The sequence below is a fragment of the Bacterioplanes sp. CLAM21 genome, from assembly GCF_059641015.1.
The window spans coordinates 907,612-931,087 of record NZ_CM184929.1; the positions used below are offsets into that span (position 1 = coordinate 907,612).

A 23,476-nucleotide genomic window follows, 5' to 3' on the forward strand; every position below is an offset into this window, starting at 1 on the left:
ATGACGTCTCGTTCCATTTTTCTTGTCGGGCCAATGGGAGCTGGAAAAAGCACCATTGGCCGCTTGCTTTCTTCAGAGCTAGGTCTGGAGTTTTTTGATTCTGATAAAGTGATCGAAGAGCGCTGTGGGGCCAACATTCCTTGGATATTTGATGTCGAAGGGGAAGCGGGTTTTCGCGAACGCGAAATTCAGGTCATTGATGAGCTGAGTCAGCAGCCAGGTATTGTCTTGGCGACGGGTGGCGGTGTGATTATGAAACCGGACAATCGTCGCCATTTGAGTGCCCGAGGTACTGTGGTGTATTTGCGCACCACAGTCGCTCAACAGCTCGCCCGTACAGCCAAAGATAAAAATCGGCCCTTGCTTCAAGCTGATAACCCCGAACAAATTCTGCGAGAGCTTTTTTTAACCCGCGACCCACTGTATAAAGAGGTGGCAGATCTCGTGATCGAGACAGATAAGCGCAATCCTCGTTGGGTTGTGCAAGAGTTAAAAAAGCGTCTCAAGGTATTAGTATGAAAACGTTGCAGGTCGATTTGGGGGAGCGTAGTTACCCCATCTATATCGGCCATAAACTGATCGCCGATGCTCAGTTTTATACCCCCCATATTCGTGGTTCCCAGGTTCTTATCGTTACCAACGAAACCGTAGCGCCTTTATATTTGGGGGCGCTTCGCCAGGCTCTGGCGGGATACCAGCTGGATGAAGTTGTACTGCCAGATGGAGAGCAGTTTAAAAATCTGGATGTATTGAACCAGATTTTTGATGGGCTATTGTCCAATCAGCATAATCGTACAACCACGCTTGTGGCGTTAGGTGGTGGGGTTATTGGTGATATGACCGGCTTCGCCGCAGCCTGTTATCAGCGCGGTGTGGATTTCATTCAGGTCCCCACCACCTTGCTGTCTCAGGTAGATTCGTCCGTTGGTGGCAAAACGGCTGTTAATCACCCGTTGGGCAAAAACATGATTGGCGCTTTTCATCAACCGCGTTGTGTCATTGCTGATACCGATACGCTAGATACTTTGCCTGAGCGTGAACTATCGGCAGGTCTGGCTGAGGTGATCAAATACGGCCTGATCTGTGATCAACCATTTTATCAGTGGCTGGCTGCAAATATGTCGTCCTTGCTGGCGCGAGATGCTGGTGCGTTAGCTTATGCCATAGAAGTGTCGTGTCGTGATAAAGCGGCGGTTGTGGCAGAAGACGAAAAAGAGTCCGGCATCCGTGCCATCCTGAATCTGGGCCATACCTTTGGCCACGCGATTGAAGCCCACCAGGGATATGGCAAATGGCTTCATGGTGAAGCCGTTGCTGCGGGTATGCAAATGGCCGCCGATCTCAGTGCGCGCCTTGGTTGGTTAGAAAGCCAAGATGTCGCAGAGCTTGAAGTCTTGCTGCAACAGGCCGGATTGCCAACTGTGGGGCCTGCCGATATGACAGTCGATGATTATCTGTCGAGAATGCAGGTCGACAAAAAGGTACTTGATGGCCGCTTACGTTTGGTATTGCTGCAGGGAATAGGCGAAGCAGTAGTGACCAGTGATGTGGCCGTTGATACTCTGCAGCAAACATTGAACGCTTGTCGCGCGGAATGAATTAAAAGGAGCTGTTGCTATGCAGGACTTGGACTTACCGACTTCGTCTGCCGTGCAACGCTCTCCGTCATCTGATCCATCCTTGCTATCTTTGGCCAGTCAGCAGCAACACTTGCAGTTGCTGTTGCACCTATCTGCTTACAGCGAATTGCTGGTATTGATTTGTGGTGATGCCGGTTCTGGAAAGTCCACGTTATCGCTGCTTCTTCAGCAAGAACGTCAAGGCACGGACGAGACCTTGGCATTAACGGCCGAACCTGGCTTGGAGCTGGATCATCTGGTATCGCGTATCGCAGCTTTTGCTGATCATACTGGGCTGTCTCAAAGTCGCGGTGAAGCGTTGGATCAGCTGCGTGCAATTCTTCTGCAGCGTTATCGCGATGGCGGCGGTTTGGTTGTCATCATTGATGATGCCGATTCTTTGTCGGCTGAAATATTGAATGATATCAGTTACTTAGCTTTATTGGCTCCAAAGCAATTGGCTTTTGTTTTGCTTGGGCGCAATGGCTATGAGCAGAGATTACGCCCAGGACCAACCGCCGCCCCCTCTCATGTTATTCAGCTCGAACCCTTGCCAGAATCAGAAGCCAAGCAGTTGCTGACTATGGCGCAGCCTAGTCTTAATGATGCGCAGCAGCTGGCTGTTTTTGAGCGCTCTAGCGGTTATCCCGGTGATTTGCTACAGCATGTGTCTAAGCAGCAGAAGGCTCAGACAACAACAGCTATAGCCAACCCAGTCATTGGGCGTTTTCCGCTATGGCACATCATTGCTGTGGCTTTGGTCGGATGTGTCACTGTCATGGCCTTTCTCTATCAAGAGCAACCACATCCAGCGGCACCTTCCGCTGAGCAATTGTTGCAGCAGCTTGAGCAGTCTGCTCCTGTTGAGCTTGATTATAACTATGCTCAATCAGAGTCACTGCGCTCTACCCCATCTTCATATGATGAAACGCCTGAATCGTTATCAGCGTCTGAGGTGATTGAGAATCCTGTGACAACAGCTAGGTTGCCACTTGAGACCGATTCGAGCGCTGTGCAAGAAGCTCAACAACAAAGCCCCGAGACGGAGGTTCAGCCCGTCGCTGAGCAGGTGACTTCGGAGCAAGTGAAGCCACAGCAGGCTGCAAAAGTGGCCAGCTCACCATCGCCTAGCCGTTCCAACGCTATAGATCCAAATGCCAAGGGTTATGTTGTGCAGGTACTCGGAGTCAAAAGCCGCGTTGCTGCGCAGCAATACGTTGATCAGTGGCAAGGCAAGGTGTCGCAACGTTTATATATTGTGCAGAGTGAGTATCAAGGAGCTCCATGGTACGTAGTGGTGGCAGGTGTTTATACCAGTGATGTCGACGCCAAAAAGGCTGCATCCCGCTTTCCTAAAGGGCTTGTGTCGGGCTCTCCCTGGGTGAGGGATTTGGGTCAGTTTCGGTAATCCACTAGGTAGTAACCGCAGAATATTATTCTCTTTTGCCTTCTTTTCGTAAGTAACCTATTTGTTACCGGGTATTTGCGTGTGTAGAATGGTCGTCCTTTTTTGTCTTGAGGTTGTTCAAATTACGAATAACCTGGCTTTCTAAGCCCCTGATATTTAATCGTTTTTACTGATGAGGGCTGTTCTATGCGGACTGGTCTGTACACTCCTGGCGAATTTAAGGACAACTGTGGCTTCGGGCTGTTGGCTCACCTGAAGGGGCAGCCAAGCCATGGGTTATTGAAAACAGCCATTGAATCCTTGACCTGTATGACTCACCGCGGCGGTATTGCTGCCGATGGCAAAACGGGCGATGGCTGTGGCCTTTTGATTCAAAAGCCAGACTCTTTTTTGCGCGCCGTTGCGGCAGATGCGGGTATATCCTTGCCGCAAAAATACGCTGTTGGCATGTTGTTTATGGATCTTGATGAGTCGATCTTCAACTCTCAGAAGCAGGCCGTTGAGCAAGCCTTGCGCGAACAGCAACTGACCGTCCTAGGATGGCGTACCGTTCCCACCAATAACGATTATCTCGGCCCAATGGCCATTGATTGTCTGCCGCGTTTTGAACAGGTGTTTATTGCCCCCGAGCAGGAACTGGATGAGCAGGCACTGGCTGTTAAACTGTTTTACGCGCGTCGTTATGCGGAAAAAGCTCTGGCTTCGCATCCTGATTTTTACATTGCCAGCTTGTCTGATCGGGTGCTGTCGTATAAAGGCCTGATGATGCCGGTAGACTTGCCCAACTTCTATCCGGACTTGGGTGATGAGCGTTTGGAAACTGCTATCTGTGTGTTCCACCAGCGTTTCTCTACCAATACTATGCCGAAATGGCCGTTGGCTCAGCCGTTCCGTATGCTGGCCCACAACGGCGAGATTAATACCATTCAGGGTAACCGTAACTGGGCCAATGCCCGGGTTGGCCAATTCCACAGCCCGCTGTTGCCCGATTTGTCCGATCTGGCGCCTATCGTCAATACCACAGGTTCCGACTCTTCCTCCATGGACAATATGCTGGAGCTGTTGTCGATCGGTGGCATGAATCTGTTTCGCGCCATTCGCTTGATGATTCCACCGGCCTGGCAGAATGTTGAAACCATGGATTCCAATCTGCGTGCATTTTATGAATACAACTCGATGCACATGGAACCCTGGGATGGTCCGGCTGGACTGGTCATTACCGACGGACGCTACGCCGTTTGTGGCTTAGACCGTAATGGCTTGCGCCCATCGCGTTGGGTCATCACCAAGGATGATCTGATCACTGTGGCGTCGGAAGTTGGGGTGCATGGTTATAAAGCGGAAGATGTGGTGGCGAAAGGCCGTGTTGGACCGGGTCAGATCCTGGCGATCGATACCCAAGAAGGCAAGCTGCTGCACACCGACGACATTGACAATATGTTGAAGTCACAGCACCCGTACAAAATTTGGCTCAGAGAAAATGCCAAGCGCATCGAAAGTAGTCTTTATCTGCGCCACGCCGGGCTGGATGATATGGCTGGAGATGAACTCAATAGTCATCAAAAGCTGCATCTGGTTAGCAATGAAGAACGCAGCCAAGTGTTGCGGCCCATGGCGGAAAGTGGTCAAGAAGCGACCGGCTCGATGGGTGATGATGCACCGATGGCGGTGCTGTCACAGCGTGTTCGGCATGTGGCGGACTATTTCCGTCAGCAGTTTGCTCAGGTCACCAACCCACCGATTGATCCGCTGCGGGAATCCATCGTTATGTCGTTGGAGACTTGCGTGGGTGCTGAGAAAAATGTGTTTGAAGAATCACCTCAGCATGCCAACCGTATTATTCTGACCTCGCCAGTGTTGTCACCACTGAAGTTTGTTGGCCTAAAAAAAGCGGAAACGGAAAAAGAAGGTTTCAGCAATATCACGCTGTCGCTTGGCTTTAGCCAAAACACCTCGTTGCGTGACGCCATTTTGGCGTTGGCAGACAAGGCAGAGCAGGCGGTCCGTGACGGCCATGTGGTGCTGATTCTCAGCGATTATGAGGTTACCGCAGAACAGCTAATTATCCCCGCTGCCATGGCGACGGGCGCAGTGCATCACCGTCTGGCGGGTCAAGGTCTGCGTACTCGCAGCAATATCGTGGTTGAAACTGGCTCCGTGCGTGATCCACACCAGTTTGCAGTGTTGCTGGGTTTTGGTGCCACGGCTGTTTATCCCTGGCTGGCCTATGACATCCTCACTGACTTGCATAGCACCGGCGAGCTGCTGGGCGATCCGTTGAAATCGCACCAGAACTTCCGTAAGGCGATTCGTAAAGGACTGATGAAGGTGATGTCGAAAATGGGCATCTCTACCATTGCCTCCTATCGCGGCGCGCAGTTGTTTGAGGCCGTTGGTTTGGGCTCTGATGTGGTTGACCTGTGTTTCTGCGGTGTCACCAGCCGTATTCAGGGGGCCAGTTTTGCAGACTTTGAAGATGATCTGAAGTTGGCCCATCGCAACGCCTGGAAAGTGCGGAAACCATTAGATCAGGGCGGACTGCTGAAATATGTGCACGGCGGTGAGTACCATGCCTATAACCCAGATGTGGTGAAAAATATTCAGGAGGCGGTGCAAACTAACAGTCAGGCGGCCTATGACCGGTTTGCCACCCTGGTGAATGAACGTCCGGTTGCCACGATTCGTGACCTGCTGTCGCTGCGTAAAGACATCAAAGCGATTGAGCTAAATGACGTCGAGCCGGTGGAATCTATTTATCCGCGCTTCGATACTGCGGCTATGTCACTGGGAGCCTTATCTCCTGAGGCTCATGAAGCCCTGGCTGAGGCCATGAATGAGCTGGGTGGACGCTCAAACTCTGGTGAGGGCGGTGAAGATCCTGCGCGTTATGGCACCCATAAAAACTCCAAGATTAAGCAAATCGCTTCCGGCCGTTTTGGTGTGACACCGCACTATTTGTCCAGTGCCGAAGTGTTGCAGATTAAAGTTGCTCAGGGCGCCAAGCCGGGTGAGGGTGGCCAGCTACCTGGCGGCAAGGTTAATGATCTCATTGCTACCTTGCGCTATTCGGTGCCTGGGGTGACTTTGATTTCACCGCCGCCACATCACGATATTTATTCGATTGAAGACCTGGCGCAGCTGATTTACGACCTCAAGCAGGTCAACCCACAGGCGCTGGTGTCGGTCAAGCTGGTATCTGAGCCTGGTGTTGGCACCATCGCCGCAGGTGTGGCCAAGGCTTACGCCGATTTGATCACTATCTCTGGCTACGATGGTGGTACGGCAGCATCACCGCTGACGTCGATCAAGTACGCCGGCTCACCTTGGGAGCTGGGGCTATCGGAGGCGCACCAAGCACTGCGCGCCAATGATCTGCGCGGCAATGTGCGCGTACAGACCGACGGTGGTTTGAAGACAGGTTTGGATGTTATCAAAGCTGCTATCTTGGGTGCTGAAAGCTTTGGTTTCGGCACCATGCCTATGGTGGCTGTTGGCTGTAAGTACCTGCGTATTTGTCACTTGAATAACTGCGCCACTGGCGTGGCGACACAAAACGATGGTTTGCGTGATCAACACTATATTGGCACCGCCGATATGGTGAAGAACTACTTCCGCTTTGTCGCTGAAGAAGTACGTGGCTGGCTGGCCAAGCTGGGCGTGCGCTCGTTGGAGGAGCTGGTCGGCAGAACAGACCTGCTAGAGATGATCGGTGGCAATACCGATAAGCAACGTCACTTGGATCTGACTCCCATTATTCATAATGATCAGATTCCGGCCGACAAGCCTCATACCGTGCAGGTAGAGCGTAACCGACCGTACGACCAGGGGTTATTGGCTGAACGCATGGCACAAGATGCACTGCCAGCGATTGAAAGCAAAGCCGGTGGTTATTTCAGTTATGAGATTACTAACTGTGATCGTTCGATTGGTGCTCGTTTGTCGGGTGAAATTGCCAAGCGCCACGGCAATCAGGGTATGGCAGCACACCCGATTCGTATTCATCTAACGGGTGTTGCCGGTCAGTCGTTTGGTGTGTGGAATGCCGGCGGCTTGGAAATGATTCTCGATGGTGATGCCAACGACTACGTCGGCAAGGGCATGACCGGCGGTAAGCTGGTGTTGCGTCCACCGAAGGGCTCTGAATTCCGCAGCGAAGAAACCTCCATTATCGGCAATACCTGCTTATACGGTGCCACCGGTGGCAAGTTGTTGGCGGCTGGTCGTGCCGGCGAGCGCTTTGCGGTGCGTAATTCAGGTACCCATGCCGTGGTGGAGGGCGCGGGTGATCACTGCTGTGAGTACATGACTGGAGGCATGGTGTGTGTGTTGGGCAAAACCGGCTACAACTTTGGTGCTGGCATGACGGGTGGATTTGCCTATGTGTTCGATCGCGACAACAGCTTTGTTGATAAGTACAACCATGAGCTGGTTGAGATTACCCGGATCGTCAATGAAGAAACCGAAGGCCATCGTAGCCATCTGCGTGGCGTTATTCGTGAGCACTATGACGAAACCGGCAGCGCTTGGGCGCAAGAACTGCTGGAAGATTTTGACGATTACATTCGCAAGTTCTGGCTGGTGAAACCAAAAGCCGCTGATCTGCAGCAACTGCTGAATGCCACCCGTGCTCGTCCAGAGTAACGGCCGGTTAGGGTGATAGAGAGAGACGTGAAATGAGCAAGAGTTCTAAGCAACGGCTGAACAACCACTTCCAGTTTGTGGATGTTGGCCGCCGTGATCCTAATAAAAAACCGATCTCAACGCGCAAAAAGCAGTTTGTAGAGATTTATAAGCCGTTTCAGCCGCAGCAGGTGGCGGAGCAATCCCATCGTTGCCTGGATTGCGGCAACCCCTACTGTGAATGGAAATGCCCGGTTCATAACTACATTCCTAACTGGCTGAAGCTGGCCAGCGAAGGCAATATTCTTGAAGCCGTTGAACTGAGTCATCGCACCAACACCTTGCCCGAAGTCTGTGGTCGAGTATGTCCGCAGGATCGTTTGTGCGAAGGGGCCTGTACGCTAAACGACGGCTTTGGCGCCGTGACAATCGGCAATGTTGAGAAATACATTACCGATACCGCCTTTGCCATGGGCTGGCGCCCTGACCTGAGCAATGTGGTCGCAACTGGTAAACGTGTGGCCATTATTGGTGCTGGGCCTGCTGGTTTGGGTTGTGCCGACATTCTGGCACGTAATGGTGTTAGCCCAGTGGTGTTCGACAAATATCCAGAAATCGGCGGCTTGCTGACCTTCGGCATTCCAGAGTTCAAGCTGGAAAAGAGCGTGATGAGCAACCGCCGTGAAGTGTTTGAGGGCATGGGGGTTGAGTTCCGCCTCAACACCGAAGTGGGCAAAGACGTTGATTTTCAATCGATAATCGATGAGTTCGATGCTGTCTTCCTTGGTATGGGCACCTACACTTATATGAAAGGCGGTTTCCCTGGCGAAGACCTTGCTGGCGTGCACGATGCACTGGATTTCCTGATCGCCAACGTCAATCGCAACCTCGGCTTTGAGCAAAAGGAATGCGACTTCATTGGTATGAAAGGTAAAAAGGTGGTGGTGCTGGGTGGTGGCGATACCGCCATGGATTGTAATCGCACCTCCATTCGCCAACAGGCCGCCAGTGTGACCTGTGCTTATCGACGCGATGAAGCCAATATGCCAGGCTCAAAACGAGAAGTGCAAAATGCTCGTGAAGAAGGCGTTAAGTTTCTATTCAATCGCCAGCCAGTGGCCATTATTGGCGAAGAGAAAGTCGAAGGTGTGAAAGTCGTCACGACAGAGTTAGGCGAACCAGACGACAATGGGCGTCGCCGGCCACAGGTTGTGGAAGGCTCAGAAGAAATTCTTCCAGCCGATGCGGTGTTAGTGGCGTTTGGTTTTCGTCCCAGCCCCGCTCCTTGGTTTCAGCAGTTTGGCATTGAGCTAAACAGCTGGGATGGGGTAATCGCGCCGGAAGAGCAGACTTATAAATTTCAAACCACCAACCCTAAGGTCTTTGCGGGCGGGGATATGGTGCGGGGGTCAGACTTGGTCGTGACCGCCATTTGGGAAGGCAGACAAGCAGCAGAGGGCATTCTCGATTATCTCGATGTGTAATGTCACCGCTAAGTAAAGACTGCTAACTTCCCGATAGAAGGTACAAGGCGCGACCCCAGAAGGCACGGGGCCGCGCTTTTGTTTTATGGCTGATTCCCCGATCAGGTGTTATTCTTTCGAGCAAAGCGATACAACCCGATGGGACGAGACAAGATGGAGCGTAAGCGCATGTACAAGCCCATGACTCTGCTGGCAATGCTAATGGCCGGCTTTTTGACGGCCTGCGGTGGCAATGATGGTGGATCTGTCGTTCAAGGTGGCGATGGCACAGGGGACTCTGGTGATAATAGCGGTTCTGATGATGTCACCACAGGAACTGAAATCACATCCCCTCGGATTGGTACCGGAGTTGGCTCAGACTTTAATTCTGGTGCGCTGGAAGCAACGCTGTTAAATCTGAGCGCTGGTGGAACCACTCAGATCAAGGCGAATATCGTTGATGCTGACAGCGGCAACAAGAAGATTGTTTCTAAAAGCTATGCTGTTGTATTTAGCTCACGTTGTTCGGGAGCTGAGCCTGCTCAAGCATCTTTTAGTAAAGACCAGCTAATTACTTCCAGTGGTGAAGTAAGCGCTACCTATGAAGCCAAGGGCTGCTCAGGGGAAGATATTGTCTCTTTCACCTTATATAACGTAGAGAATGGTGTTGCTGATTTAGAGACTGCGTTAGATGTTGCTACCTTGGCATTGCAAGTAGAGCCGCCAGAAGTAGGGGCTATTACTTATACTGGAATTACCGCTCCTCGAATTTCGATAAACCGTATTGGCGACCCTGTCTTGCCGAAATTAACAACAGTTAGTTTTACCGTATTAGACCAAACCAATAACCCGATTGAAGGCAAAACTGTCAACTTTTCTTTGACCAACGACACGGGTGGGGTGAATCTTGCAGTCGATAGTGCGGTAACGGATGAGTCTGGCGTAGCTCGTGCCATTGTGCAATCGGGCAGTGCTCATACAACCGTTTCAGTGCGTGCAACAACCACCGCCAACGATGGTGTAACTGTGATTGGCACCAGCTCACAGCCCATCTCGGTTACAACTGGTATTGCTGATCAAGATAGCTTTGCGATTGCTGCAAAAATTACTAACCCTGCCTCCTACGATGTTCTGGGAGTGGAAGTAGAAATCACTGCATCGGTAGCAGATCAGTTCCAGAACCCTGTTGCAGATAACACCATCGTCACTTTTACAGCGGAAAGCGGTAACTTTAGAGAGGCAACATGTCTCACAGAGAGCGGTCGTTGCACGGTTACTTGGTTTAGCGGTGGATATCGACCAGGACAAGAAGACGATTTTGAAAACTCGGGTCGGCAGCTTTATAACGAACACGACCCCCGCCGAGTTAGTAATAATGTCGCTGAGACTGTATTTGGTATGACTACTATTCTGGCTTATACACAGGGTTCGGCCGGCTTTACGGATACCAATAATAATGGTGTTTATGATGTCGGCGAGCCCTATGAAGAGTTTTTCGAAGGTGTTAGAGATGATGATCGCTTAAACCTACATCCTAGTATTCATGATCTAGCGCGTTCTTTGATTACTCAAGGAAGCCTAACAGACCCGGATAACTATTTCCCCAATATCGATATCCGTAATGATGAAGTGGCGTATGAAAATGCAATGTACGATGAAGGGGAGTTTGTTGCTGATTTTGATTTTGACGGTGTTCGTGATGGTAAGCCAGGTTATTACCAAGGTGCTTTGTGCTCGGACGCTGCTCTGGCGTTAGGGCATTGTGCCAGCTTAATGTATGTGCGCTCCCAAGTGAGTTTGGCTCAGGCAACGAATAATTCCGTGACATTTCAGGTTCTGCAGCGGAATGGTGATGACTTTACACCATTCACGGGAAGCCTAGGGGCTTCTGGTGGCTTCTATGTATATGTAATGGATGGCAATTTGTCGTTCCCCGGGAATGGTACAACTCTCAATGTATCTGGAGACGGCTACACCACTTTCGGTGGCGGTGCGGTAGGGGATAGCTGGACTATTATGCCGGCTACCTATACCGGGCTGCTGTCAAGTTATGGAAGGTTATTTTTCGTTTCTTATGAAGCAGAAGACGATCCTAAAAAGATCTCGTTGTCCATCACGACATCCGGTGGGTCTGAAGTTGGCGTAGCTACATTACGCTGATAGAAATCATATACACCCAACCCGGCTTAAGCCGGGTTTTTTTGTATCTGAATCCGGTCTCGTATTTGTTATAGTGGCGGCCATTTCGAACTGATAGCGGAACTCCCATGGCCGAACTCAAAAATGACCGTTTCCTGCGCGCCTTGCTCAAGCAACCTGTGGATCGCACTCCTGTCTGGATGATGCGTCAAGCAGGGCGCTATCTGCCTGAATACAAGGCAACCAGGGCGCAAGCGGGTGATTTTATGGCCTTGTGTAAAAACACCGAGCTGGCCTGCGAAGTCACCATCCAGCCCCTGGAGCGCTATCCACTGGATGCTGCCATTTTATTTTCCGATATTCTGACGATCCCGGATGCTATGGGCTTGGGGCTGTACTTTGAAACGGGTGAGGGGCCGCGTTTTCGTAAGATAGTACGCAGTCAAGAAGACGTTGATGCCCTGCCCATCGTTAATACCCTTTCTGATCTGACCTACGTAACCGACGCTGTCAGCACTATTCGGCGCGAACTCAATGGCCGAGTGCCTCTGATTGGATTTTCTGGAAGTCCGTGGACTTTGGCGACCTATATGGTCGAAGGTGGTTCGTCTAAAGATTTCCGCCACGTTAAAGCCATGATGTACAGCCAGCCAGAGATGATGCACCAGCTGCTAGGCAAGTTGGCGTTGTCAGTGATTGATTATCTTAATGCCCAGATTGATGCCGGGGCCCAAGCCGTACAGATCTTTGATACTTGGGGAGGTAGTTTGTCTGATGTGTGTTACCAAGAATTTTCCTTGAAGTACATGCAGCAGATCGTGGCGGGTTTAAAGCGCGAGCACAACGGCCAGCCTGTGCCAGTGATTCTCTTTACTAAAGGCGGCGGCCAGTGGCTAGAATCTATGGCCGCTACCGGATGCGATGCACTTGGTCTGGACTGGACCACAGATATTGGCAACGCCAGACAGCGTGTTGGCAGCCAAGTAGCGTTACAGGGCAACATGGACCCAAGCGTGTTGTACGCATCTCCAGATGCGATTCGTGCCGAAGTCGCTCGAATTTTAAGCAGCTATGGTCACGGCAGTGGCCATGTCTTTAATTTGGGGCATGGTATTCATCAATTTGTAGATCCGGAACATGCCAGGGTCTTTGTCGAAGCTGTGACTGAACTCAGTCCGGCTTATCACGCGTAAATCTCTTTCTTAGCCGGGGAGGTTGCACATACTTTGCAACCTCCCGACGGCCATTCTTTACCGCAAGGTGCTTGTCGTACAGTAAAGCGACGCTATTATTCTGTGTATTATGATAGACAGTTATAAACAGGGGCGATTTGCGCCCAAACAGGTATTGTTGATGGGTGCACATACATGAATCTATTGTGGATTCCGCTTCTCCCTTTGCTCGGAACCCTAGTTCCTTTGCTGACGACTCGATTCAGCCGCAGCGCTTCAGCCGCCTTGACGGCAGCGTTACCTGCCATTGCATTGATGCTGGTATTGCAATGCATTCCCGACGTGTTCGCCGAACGTAGCTTGATGGTGGGTTACGACTGGGTGCCGCAGCTGGGGCTGCAGCTAGCCTTTCATCTAGATGGGCTTGGGTTGCTGTTTAGTTTACTGATTCTCGGCATTGGTTTGCTGGTGATTTTGTACGCGCGCTATTACCTGTCAGAGCAAGATCATATGGGGCGCTTTTACGCGTACCTGATTCTGTTTATGACTGCTATGTTGGGCATTGTTTTGTCCAATAACCTGCTGCAGCTTTGGTTTTTCTGGGAGCTGACCAGCATCAGCTCATTTTTGCTGATCAGTTTTTGGAGTGGCAAAACAGAAGCACGTAAGGGTGCCCGCATGGCGCTGACCGTCACTGGAGCGGGTGGTTTGGCTCTGTTGGCTGGTTTGATTTTATTAGGAGAAGTGGCCGGCAGTTATACCCTAACCGAAGTGCTACAGCGCGGAGATCTGATTCGGGCCAGTGACGCTTATCCCGCCATCATGATATTGGTACTGCTGGGTGCCTTTACTAAGTCTGCCCAGTTCCCGTTTCATTTCTGGCTGCCCCATGCCATGGCTGCCCCCACTCCGGTCAGTGCTTATCTTCACTCAGCCACTATGGTCAAAGCCGGTGTGTTCTTGATGGCCCGCTTTTATCCGGTACTGGCGCAGTCGGACTTGTGGTTTATTACTGTGTCGCTAGTCGGCTTATCGACCTTGTTAGTGGGGGCTTACACTGCCTTGTTTAAGCACGACTTGAAGGGGCTGCTGGCTTATTCAACCATTAGCCACTTAGGGCTGATTACCTTGCTGTTTGGCTTGAATACCCAGTTAGCAGCCATTGCTGCCGTGTTCCATATCATTAACCATGCGGTGTTTAAAGCGTCGCTGTTTATGGCCGCTGGCATCATTGACCACGAATCTGGCTCTCGCGATATGCGCCAATTAAATGGTTTGTGGAAGTACATGCCCTATACCGCAACCTTGGCCATGGTGGCAGCGTCGTCAATGGCGGGTGTGCCCTTGCTGAATGGTTTTTTGTCCAAAGAAATGCTATTTGCAGAGACTCTACATCAGTCAACCTTTGGCTCGCTATCCTGGGTTATTCCTATTATGGCGACCATAGGCGGTGCTTTGGCGGTGGCTTACTCATTGCGTTTTATTCACGATGTTTTCTTTAACGGCGAGCCGATTAACTTACCAAAAACTCCTCATGAGCCGCCGCGTTATATGCGAGTGCCTGTTGAGGTGCTGGTAGTGTTGTGTTTGTTAGTGGGTATGGCGCCGGAGCAAAGTGTCGGAGAGCTGTTACGTGCAGCAGCTGGTGCTGTGATAGGGCAGTCGCTGCCGGAATTTAGCTTAGCAGTATGGCATGGGTTTAATTTGCCCTTGTTAATGAGTGCCATGGCGGTGTTGGGCGGTGGCTGGCTGTACTATAACCGCGGGCAATTGTTTGCGTTCCAAGATCAATTTATTGAATGGGACGCTAAGATAGAGTTTGAGCGCAATATTCAGCGTATTACCGCTGCAGCCCAGCGTTTTACCGAGTGGTTTGATAATGGCTCACTGCAGCGCTATGCCTTTGCTCTGGTGGCTACTGCCCTAGTGTTTGCTGGTTGGCCAATGCTGGAGCTAGAGGTTGCGCTGGGTAGTCGTCCTGAGCAAGAGCTAAATTGGGCGGTGATCAGTGCTGCATTAATTCTGGTAGTTGGAACCATTACCACTGTGGTGTTCAGCCATAAACGCTTACTGGCTCTGGTGCTGATATCCATTGTCGGTTTAATCGTTTCAATCACTTTCGCTTATTTCTCTGCGCCAGACTTGGCACTAACACAGCTGTCGGTGGAAGTGGTGACCATAGTGCTGTTTTTGCTGGCACTGTATTTTTTGCCACAGCATGCCAGCCTGCGTGATTCACCACCGCAGCGAATTATGCGTGACCTAACGATTGCATCCTTAGTTGGTGCTGTGGTTGGCACGATTTGTTATGCCATTATTACTCGTCCGCTAGAAAGTATTTCGACGTTTTTTGTCGAAAACAGCAAAACGGGCGGTGGTGGTACCAATGTGGTTAACGTCATTTTGGTCGACTTCCGTGGTTACGATACCCTCGGGGAAATCACCGTCTTGGGCATTGCGGCATTAGGCATCTTTAAATTGTTGGCAGGGATGCGCTTGTTTGTTCCGGCCAGTGATTATCGTGGTCGTTCCTGGTCAGAAGATAAGCACCCCATGATGCTAAGTCTGGTATCGCAATCGTTACTGCCGTTGGCGCTATTGGTATCGGCTTATATCTTTTTACGCGGCCACAACTTGCCAGGTGGTGGTTTTATCGCCGGGTTGATTACCGCAATTGCTTTAATTCAGCAGTACATTGCTCATGGTGTTGATTGGATGAAAGAGCGTGGCGCTGGCAGTTATCATGGCATTATTGCTACCGGCTTGATCATTGCGGTGGCGACGGGTGTCGGCAGTTGGTTATTTGGGCGCCCCTTTATGACAACCTGGTTTGAGTACTTTAAGTGGCCTCTTGTTGGTAAGTTTGAGCTGGCCAGTGCCATGCTGTTTGATCTGGGTGTGTATTTAACCGTCATTGGTGCCACCCTGTTGATTCTTGCCAACCTCGGCAAATTAACCACCACAGAGCGTCCGAAGTCGGGGGTATCGAACTAATGGAAACCGTATTTGCCATTTGTGTTGGCATTCTGACCACGGGAGGCGTGTATCTGGTGATGCGTAGCCACACTTTTTCCGTGGTGTTGGGATTAACCTTATTATCGTATGCGGTTAACTTATTCTTGTTTGCTTCCGGCCGCTTGACGGTCAATCAGGCGGCGATTCTCGGGCAAAGCTCAAATCCAGCCGATCCGTTGCCTCAGGCTTTGGTGTTGACGGCGATTGTGATCGGTTTTGCCATGACGGCGTTTGCCATCATTCTGGCTTTGCGCGCCCGTGCAGACCTAGGCAATGACCAGGTCGATGGCAAGGTTCGCGATGATGTGCTGAATAAGCGCAAAAAAGCACAGGGAGAGTAACGGTGGTGTTAGCGGATCATTTGGTTTTTCTACCGGTACTGGTACCTTTGGTAACGGCCATAGCGCTGCTGTTGCCGCCTTTTCATGACAACCTGGAGCGTCAACGTCCGTTGGTGATGGCGGCGAATCTTGGTTTATTGGTGATAGCGGTATTGCTTCTGGGCCGTGCGGCCAGTTCGGCTCCACAACTCTATTTTCTTGGTGACTGGCAGCCACCGTTTGGCATTATGTTGGTGGCCGATCAGCTGGCTGCATTAATGCTGTTATTGACGGCTGTGTTGGCAACGACGGCGCACTGGTATGCTTGCGCTGGTGACGATGCTCGAGGGCCGTTTTTTCAACCACTGTTTATGTTTCAGATTATGGGCATCAACGGCGCGTTTTTAACGGCCGATGTTTTTAATCTGTTTGTTTTCTTTGAAGTGCTGCTGATTGCCTCATACGCTTTGTTAATCCATGGGGGCGGCAAACATAGAACCCAGGCGGCGGTGCACTATGTGTTACTAAACCTGATTGGATCGGCCTTCTTTTTGATTGGTTTAGGCATTATTTACGCCAGCTTCGGTACGTTAAATTTGCCCGATATGGCAATGAAAGCTAGCCAGCTGAGTGCAGATAATCAGATTCTGGCAAAAGCTGGTGGGCTATTATTGCTGCTCGTATTCGGCTTGAAGTCAGCTATGTTGCCCTTGCATTTTTGGTTAGTCAGAACGTACTCCATGACTTCAACTCCGGTAGCTGCGTTATTTGCCATTATGACCAAGGTGGGGATTTATAGCATTTGGCGAGTACATACCGCAGTCTTTGGTGATCAGGCCGGTGACCTGAGTGGACTAGCCAGTGATTGGCTTTGGGCTTTGGGTTTGGCAACACTGATGGTGGGTGCGGTAGCTGCTCTGGCCAGTCAAACGTTGAAGACACTGACTGCTAATTTAGTGGTGGTGTCGGCTGGCACACTGCTAGTGGCTATTGCCATAGGTACGGTAGAGGCAACAGCCGCGGCCATTTATTATCTGATTCATAGTACGCTCATGTCAGCGGCTCTATTTTTATTATCTGGTCTGATTCAAGAGCAACGAGGCCAGGCACAAGATCGCTTCGTAAAGGCTAAACCACTACCACAGGCTGTGCCTCTCGGCATTGCGTTTTTTGTTCTAGCGATGGCGATGGTCGGCATGCCACCTTTGTCTGGTTTTCTCGGCAAAGTTTGGCTACTGCAAGTCAGTGCTGACCATGACATGATGGCTTGGATATGGACGGCATTGTTAGTATCCGGACTTTCCGCTTTGGTGGTTTTTTCGCGTGCAGGAACTAGCATGTTCTGGCGTATTCAGGGCCAGCCGGGCAGTGATGTACGAGCCCATAGTTTGCAGTGGTTAGCACTGTTCAGCCTGATAGCAATGTCGGTATTAATGGTCGTTTTTGCTGGTCCTTTAACGGATTTAAGTGAGGCCGCAGCGCAAGAGCTCTACCGTGGCATTGATCTGTCTGAAGTGGTGGAGGCAGGTTTATGATTAAGCGCTTATTTCCAATGCCAGTTCACAGCCTGCTGCTGTGGATAGTGTGGCTGCTGTTAAATGACTTTAGTGCTGGTCATCTGGTATTGGGAGGTATTTTGGCCTGGGGCATCGGTGTATTAGCAGCTCCTTTTTCGAATGATCAAACTCGAATTGATCGCCCCATATTGATTCCCCTGTATGTCCTGGTTTTATTGTGGGACATCATTTTATCGAATCTTGATGTCGCACGTCGGGTGCTCAGTCCTAACCGTTCGTTACGCCCTGGATTTGTGGCGTTGCCGCTCGACCTAACAGGCGATTTTCCACAGACCGTCCTGGCGAGTACCATTTCTCTTACCCCTGGCACCGTCAGCGTTGATTTATCAACGGATCGGAAGTGGTTGTATATTCACGTTCTGCATTTGGAAGACGAAGCGCAATTGATTGCTTCAATCAAGCAAGGTTACGAGCGGCGTTTGCGGGAGATTTTTGCATGTTAGATTGGGCATTGAAGCTAACGGCGGGCATGGTGCTGCTGGCGATGGCATTGAATGTATGGCGTTTATTGCTGGGTCCTAGTATGCCGGATCGCATTTTAGCGTTAGATACTTTGTACATTAATAGTATTGCGTTGATTATTTTATTAGGGATATACAATGTATCAGCGCTCTACTATGAGGGTGCATTATTGATCGCAATGCTTGGCTTTGTCAGTACAGCAGCATTGTGTAAATACCTGCTTCGCGGCGATATTATCGAGTAATTTATGGCTGAATGGATTGAAACACTGATCGCTGTGCTGCTGATTATTGGTGGTGTGTTTGTATTAATTGGTTCGATTGGGTTGGTCAAGTTACCCGACTTTTTTACCCGACTGCATGCTCCCACCAAGGCCACCACCTTGGGTATTGGCTCGGTATTGATGGCCTCTATGTTGGTGCACACGCTTCGTGAGGGCAGCATCAGCATTCACGAGTTAGTGATTAGTTTGTTTTTGTTTATCACTGCGCCAATTTCAGCACATATGCTGGCGAAAGCAGCGCTGCATCGGCGAGTAGAGCATTTACAAGGTGGTCACTCAAGTGACAGCCGAGAGCGCGCGGAACGCCAACTTCCCGGCGATGCACCTTTGCAAGAAGAAACCGACTCTTCAAATTAATTCAATGGCCTGTTGCAGGGAATCCACTCCCTGCACTTGCATGCCATCAATCGGCTGCTTGGGCAAGTTGGCTTTGGGCACAATGGCTCGGGTGAAGCCGTGCTTGGCAGCTTCTTTGATGCGTTCCTGCCCCGACGGAACTGGCCGAATTTCTCCAGATAGGCCAACTTCACCAAATACAATTAACTCTTGTGGCAGAGGCTGATTGCGGAAGCTGGATAAGGCGGCCAGTAACAGCGCTAAATCAGCGCTGGTTTCTGATACCTTAACTCCGCCAACTATGTTGACGTAAACATCCTGATCGCCTAAATGGATGCCACCGTGGCGGTGCATGGCAGCTAATAATAGATTCATGCGATTTTGATCGAGGCCGACAGCAACACGTTTAGGGTGACCAAAGTGACTGTCATCTACTAGTGCCTGTATTTCCACTAGTAGCGGTCGGGTACCCTCCCAGATCACCATGACCACGCTGCCTGGAGCAGGATCCTCGCCACGGCTTAAGAAAATAGAGCTGGGGTTTTTAACTTCCTTCATACCGCTGTCGAGCATGGCAAATACCCCAAGCTCATTAATCGCACCAAAGCGGTTTTTGATACCTCGCAGTGTGCGAAAACGACTGTCGTTACTGCCTTCTAGCATGATGGAGCAATCAATCATGTGTTCCAAAACTTTGGGTCCCGCTAGGGTTCCGTCTTTGGTGACGTGCCCGACCAGCAGCAAAACGGTATTGCTTTGTTTGGCAAAACGAGTCAAGTGAGCCGCACTTTCTCGCACTTGGGACACGCTGCCTGGTGCTGATTCAATTCCGTCCAAGTGCATGACCTGAATAGAGTCAATTACGACCACTTTAGGTGCTTGTTGTTGTAGCGTTTGGGTTAACTGCTCAACATTGGTTTCACTTAATAAGTGCAGTTGATCCATGGGTAAGCCAAGTCGTTTGGCGCGCCTTGCTACTTGCTGCAAACTTTCTTCGCCGGTGACGTATAGCGCGGGCATGTGAGACGCTAGGCTACACATGACTTGCAATAACAAAGTGGACTTGCCAGCTCCCGGATGTCCGCCAATCAAAATGGCTGAGCCTGGTACCAGGCCACCTCCTAGCACTCGATCCAATTCTTGCATACCGCTACTAAAACGCGGCACTTCATTCAAATCGACTTGATCAAGTCGCGTCAGTTGTTGTGCTGCACCGGCATAACCACCAAAACGTGACGGGCTGGTAGATGACTTGGCTGAGGATACAACGAACTCCTGCAAGGTATTCCAGGCGTGGCAGCCTGTGCACTGTCCTTGCCATTTACTATGGTCTGCGCCGCACTCGCTGCAGACATATGCAGTTTTCTTTTTTGCCATGAAATTAACCAACATCTGTTATTGCTGTTGCAGTGTACGTGACCTTAGTCGTGGTTGACACCTGAGGATGAAAAGACTTCTTAAACGCAAACGCTCTGATACACTGTACCGCAGTTTTGCCAACCGTATTTACAACAAGAAGGGCTGTGCACTATGAAGCTGGAAACTCAAGCGATACATGCTGGATTTACTGAAGATCCGACGACGCGGGCAGTCGCGGTTCCCATTTATCAAACCACTTCCTATAGTTTTCGCGATACTCAGCACGGTGCCGACTTATTCGATTTAAAAGAACCTGGCAATATCTACACCCGCATAATGAACCCAACCAATGACGTGCTTGAGCAGCGCATTGCTGCCATGGAAGGAGGCATTGCAGCGCTTGCTATGGCATCTGGCATGGCAGCGATTACGGCAGCGATACAGACGCTGGCAGCGGTGGGAGACAACATTGTTAGTGTGAGCCAGTTGTATGGTGGAACCTATAACCTATTCGCCCACACCTTTCCACAGCAGGGCATAGAAGTTCGAATGGCCTCTGGTGACGATTTTGATGCCTTGGCTGCTTTGATTGATGACAATACTAAAGCGGTTTTTTGTGAATCAATTGGTAACCCTGCCGGTAATGTTGTGGACATCAAGGCTCTGGCTGATTTAGCCCATCAGCATGGTCTGCCTTTGATCGTCGATAATACGGTGGCCACACCTTATTTATGTCGTCCTATTGAGCACGGTGCCGATATCGTTGTGCATTCCTTAACGAAATATATTGGCGGCCATGGTACTAGCGTAGGAGGAATCATCGTCGATTCAGGCCAATTCCCGTGGAGAGATAATCCTCGTTTTGCCCGATTTAATGAGCCAGATCCCTCCTATCATGGTGTGGTCTATGCTGATGCAATGGGTGAAGCCGCCTTTATTGGCCGTGCGCGAGTTGTACCGCTGCGCAATATGGGCGCTGCATTGTCACCCATGAATGCTTTTTTGATTTTGCAGGGCTTGGAGACGTTAGCACTGCGTATGGATCGACATGTAGAAAATGCCATGGCCGTCGCATCATTTTTAAACCAGCACCAACAGGTTAAATGGGTGAACTACGCAGGGTTGTCCGATAGTCCCTATTACCAAGTCGCACAGCGTATGACTGCTGGCAAACCGTCAGCGATTCTAAGCTTTGGTATTCAAGGTGGTGCAGAAGCTGGTGCAAAGTTTATTGATGCGCTGTGTTTGATAAAGCGCTTGGTGAACGTTGGCGATGCCAAGTCTTTGGCCTGTCATCCAGCCAGCACAACACATCGTCAGTTAAGCGTCGACGAACTTCGAAGTGCTGGGGTGAGTACCGATTTGATTCGACTGTCGATTGGTATTGAACATGTCGATGATATTATTGCAGACATTCAACAAGCACTGGATGCGGCTCTGCTATGAGCTTAAATACTCTTTGTTGCTATGAACTAGGGCGCTGATATGTCATTTGGCCAAAGCATTGCTTTAATCGCTTTTGCTCTCTCAATGGGAACCATTGCTGTCACCTATGGTGTGGCAGTGGTACAGGAAACCGCCGCTATTTGTAACCCATTCTGGGATGGCTGCACAGATATTACCCATACAGGAATGAAGGGGGATGGTGGCTTTATTTTTCGTGGTGGCATGATAGCCGCTACTTCTTTTTTTGTAATTTGGTGGGTAATCATGCGCGCATGGCTAGCCGACTATGCCGGGCGATGGGCGCTGATAACTATGCAGGTCTTTGGCACGGTCGCTGCTTTGGGCTTGCTGGTGGGAACGGCAGTCTTATTGCCAGATAAGGAAGCCGTACCTTGGGTGGTGCATGTCAAAGGAGCAAACTTGTTCTTTCAGGGGATGTTGATTGCTTTGACCATCAATTATGTCCTGATATTTCGTGCTCGTAAGCAGAACTTAATTGTTCCTTCGTTTCTTTTTAAGACAGTGCTGATGGTCGTGCTGTGGCTGATGTTTGTTGCTTTTGCTGGAGTTACCGTCGGAGTCGAGATGAGCCATGGTAAGCGCCTGATTGAATGGTGGGCTACCCTTTTTATAGGGCTGTATTTTTTGTCGTCCTTTTGGGATTGGAAGTCGATTCATATAGCCGTATCAGACACTTGACTGTCTAGCATCTGGCCTAGTCTTCAGGAGATACAAGGATGTGGCTATATCATGCAACCCTGCCTCAGCGTGTTGCCCTGGCGGCATTCTTTATTCCTGTTGTGACCATCGCCGTTAGTTATGCCATTACGGTAGTTGATGGTCATGAGCCACTCTGTTTTCCATACATCGAAGGCTGTGCGACCATCACATCGACAGGAATCTATTACCCTGCCGCCTATATATTGCGTGCTGGAATCTCTATGTCTGCCGTGGTGTTTATTCTCTGGTGGTACTGTGTGCGTGCCTGGTTGGAATCGGTTAAACAATCTGAGCTTGTTGGTTGGTTTCACGCTGTTGTTTGGGTGGCGATCATTGCCAGTGTACTGATTATTGCTTCCATGGTCGTTTTGGGTGAAAACCTGATTCCCAGCAGAGAGCACCGTGGCTTATGGCGCTTCCACGCGATCACGGCGGGCCTGTTCTTTCTGGCAAACTCAATCTGCCAAATCATGATGACGGTGCGTATGCGTCAGTTGCGGCGGAGCCTGAATATCAAGTTTAGCCACATCGTTATAAAAGAACTGCTTGCTGCTCTGCAGTTTATATTCCTCAGCGTACTTATCGTGATGACAATAATGGGCTGGGAGTTTAAGGGAATGGTGGCGTTTTTTGAATGGTGGTTAGCAACCCTGAGTAGCCTATTTTATCTCAGTGCTTATTGGGACTGGCGCAACTTCCGATTAACGCGGCTGGAGCAAGCGACCGTATGAAAACACAGTCTCTTTCATTGGCTCAGAAACTTAGCCTAGCGGCTTTCTTATTACCACATATGACATTGTGGGTAGGTCTGGTGCTTTTGTGGTTTATCAGTCCTACCGATAGTTGTATTCCATACATAGAAAGCTGTGTCGGAGTATGGCAATTAGGTATCCCTGACCCAGTATCATTTGTTTTTCGTGCGGGGTTGTTTTCCACCGTGGTTGTATGGATATTCTGGTGGTATGGTATGAAGGCATGGTTGATATCCCATGCATCTCAACCTCCTAGTTGGGCCATCAGGCATTTGTTGTTATTAGCAGGTATAGCTTGCTGTGGCCTTACTGTATCGACTGCCTTGTTGCGCCCAGAAGCACAACACATTCAATGGGAAATTCAAAACGCTGCCGTAATCGTGTTTGTTCTAACAATGACATTGGTCCAGGGGCGTACAATACGCTGGCTTAAATATCAAGAAGGATCGGGCATCTTTTTAGCGAGGCTGAAGCTTATGCATCGTCTTGTTATGTTGCAATGGTTTTTGATAGGAGTCTTTTTTATTTTTCTTATATCAGGGACTGATTATGTCTTGATTGTAGAGTGGTGGATTATTTTTGTTATGAGTGCTTTCTATTTGTGTGTTTTCCCAATGTGGAAGAACTTCCGATTAGTTGTAGTTCAGATTGATGGTTAGAATATCCTTTGAATAAGGTTGGGTGATCTTCATCTTAATCTTTCTGTATTTCCTGTCTAATTACTTTTCTGTTACCTTTCTGTTTTTTTTAGATTTTTGGATTCAATAAGAAGTTCCATTGGCAGG

The 23,476-nt window shown here is 50.0% G+C and carries 18 protein-coding genes; 17 read left to right on the plus strand and 1 reads right to left on the minus strand.

Annotated elements, in window-relative coordinates; all coding sequences use genetic code 11:
- The 13 genes from aroK to AC55FS_RS04390 all read left to right on the plus strand — a co-directional run bounded on the left by aroK (position 1) and on the right by AC55FS_RS04390 (position 18,435).
- A complete protein-coding gene (gene aroK / locus AC55FS_RS04330) occupies positions 1-519 on the plus strand; it encodes a shikimate kinase AroK (RefSeq protein WP_496934843.1) in 519 nt (172 codons plus the stop codon).
- A complete protein-coding gene (gene aroB, locus AC55FS_RS04335; protein WP_496934844.1) occupies positions 516-1,598 on the plus strand; it encodes a 3-dehydroquinate synthase in 1,083 nt (360 codons plus the stop codon). The genes aroK and aroB overlap by 4 nt, the downstream gene beginning before the upstream one ends.
- 19 nt (positions 1,599-1,617) lie before the next feature.
- A complete protein-coding gene (locus tag AC55FS_RS04340) occupies positions 1,618-3,027 on the plus strand; it encodes an SPOR domain-containing protein (RefSeq protein WP_496934845.1) in 1,410 nt (469 codons plus the stop codon).
- Between the two features lie 186 nt (positions 3,028-3,213).
- Complete coding sequence (gene gltB / locus AC55FS_RS04345) at positions 3,214-7,668, plus strand: glutamate synthase large subunit (protein WP_496934846.1); 4,455 nt, start codon at positions 3,214-3,216, stop codon at positions 7,666-7,668.
- Positions 7,669-7,700: 32 nt separating this feature from the next.
- Positions 7,701-9,131: an FAD-dependent oxidoreductase gene (locus AC55FS_RS04350; protein WP_496934847.1), complete on the plus strand. Its 1,431-nt coding sequence runs from the start codon at positions 7,701-7,703 to the stop codon at positions 9,129-9,131.
- A 153-nt stretch (positions 9,132-9,284) separates the two neighbouring features.
- A complete protein-coding gene (locus AC55FS_RS04355) occupies positions 9,285-11,270 on the plus strand; it encodes an Ig-like domain-containing protein (protein ID WP_496934848.1) in 1,986 nt (661 codons plus the stop codon).
- Between the two features lie 107 nt (positions 11,271-11,377).
- A complete protein-coding gene (hemE, locus tag AC55FS_RS04360) occupies positions 11,378-12,442 on the plus strand; it encodes a uroporphyrinogen decarboxylase (protein ID WP_496934849.1) in 1,065 nt (354 codons plus the stop codon).
- Positions 12,443-12,616: 174 nt separating this feature from the next.
- Entirely contained in the window at positions 12,617-15,415 is a 2,799-nt protein-coding gene (locus AC55FS_RS04365; RefSeq protein WP_496934850.1) for a monovalent cation/H+ antiporter subunit A, read from the plus strand.
- Complete coding sequence (locus tag AC55FS_RS04370; RefSeq protein WP_496934851.1) at positions 15,415-15,777, plus strand: Na+/H+ antiporter subunit C; 363 nt, start codon at positions 15,415-15,417, stop codon at positions 15,775-15,777. The genes AC55FS_RS04365 and AC55FS_RS04370 overlap by 1 nt, the downstream gene beginning before the upstream one ends.
- Before the next feature lie 2 nt (positions 15,778-15,779).
- A complete protein-coding gene (locus AC55FS_RS04375) occupies positions 15,780-17,291 on the plus strand; it encodes a monovalent cation/H+ antiporter subunit D (RefSeq protein ID WP_496934852.1) in 1,512 nt (503 codons plus the stop codon).
- Complete coding sequence (locus AC55FS_RS04380) at positions 17,288-17,776, plus strand: Na+/H+ antiporter subunit E (RefSeq protein WP_496934853.1); 489 nt, start codon at positions 17,288-17,290, stop codon at positions 17,774-17,776. Before AC55FS_RS04375 ends, AC55FS_RS04380 begins: the two co-directional genes overlap by 4 nt.
- Entirely contained in the window at positions 17,770-18,039 is a 270-nt protein-coding gene (locus AC55FS_RS04385) for a K+/H+ antiporter subunit F (protein ID WP_496934854.1), read from the plus strand. The genes AC55FS_RS04380 and AC55FS_RS04385 overlap by 7 nt, the downstream gene beginning before the upstream one ends.
- Before the next feature lie 3 nt (positions 18,040-18,042).
- Positions 18,043-18,435 carry a Na+/H+ antiporter subunit G gene (locus AC55FS_RS04390; RefSeq protein ID WP_496934855.1) on the plus strand — a complete coding sequence of 131 codons (393 nt, stop codon included), beginning with the start codon at positions 18,043-18,045 and terminating at the stop codon, positions 18,433-18,435.
- Here AC55FS_RS04390 and radA read toward each other — a convergent pair.
- The gene (gene radA, locus AC55FS_RS04395; protein WP_496934856.1) at positions 18,427-19,791 is read right to left on the minus strand and encodes a DNA repair protein RadA; all 1,365 of its coding nucleotides are present in this window, start codon (positions 19,789-19,791) and stop codon (positions 18,427-18,429) included. The genes AC55FS_RS04390 and radA overlap by 9 nt on opposite strands.
- 153 nt (positions 19,792-19,944) lie before the next feature.
- Between radA and AC55FS_RS04400 the strand changes: the two genes are divergently transcribed.
- The 4 genes from AC55FS_RS04400 to AC55FS_RS04415 are packed head-to-tail and all read left to right on the plus strand — an operon-like array spanning position 19,945 to position 23,350.
- Positions 19,945-21,219 carry an O-acetylhomoserine aminocarboxypropyltransferase/cysteine synthase family protein gene (locus tag AC55FS_RS04400; RefSeq protein WP_496934857.1) on the plus strand — a complete coding sequence of 425 codons (1,275 nt, stop codon included), beginning with the start codon at positions 19,945-19,947 and terminating at the stop codon, positions 21,217-21,219.
- A gap of 39 nt (positions 21,220-21,258) precedes the next feature.
- Entirely contained in the window at positions 21,259-21,918 is a 660-nt protein-coding gene (locus AC55FS_RS04405) for a Frag1/DRAM/Sfk1 family protein (RefSeq protein ID WP_496934858.1), read from the plus strand.
- Between the two features lie 38 nt (positions 21,919-21,956).
- The gene (locus AC55FS_RS04410; RefSeq protein ID WP_496934859.1) at positions 21,957-22,670 is read left to right on the plus strand and encodes a Frag1/DRAM/Sfk1 family protein; all 714 of its coding nucleotides are present in this window, start codon (positions 21,957-21,959) and stop codon (positions 22,668-22,670) included.
- Complete coding sequence (locus tag AC55FS_RS04415; protein WP_496934860.1) at positions 22,667-23,350, plus strand: hypothetical protein; 684 nt, start codon at positions 22,667-22,669, stop codon at positions 23,348-23,350. The genes AC55FS_RS04410 and AC55FS_RS04415 overlap by 4 nt, the downstream gene beginning before the upstream one ends.
- Positions 23,351-23,476 lie beyond the last annotated feature (126 nt).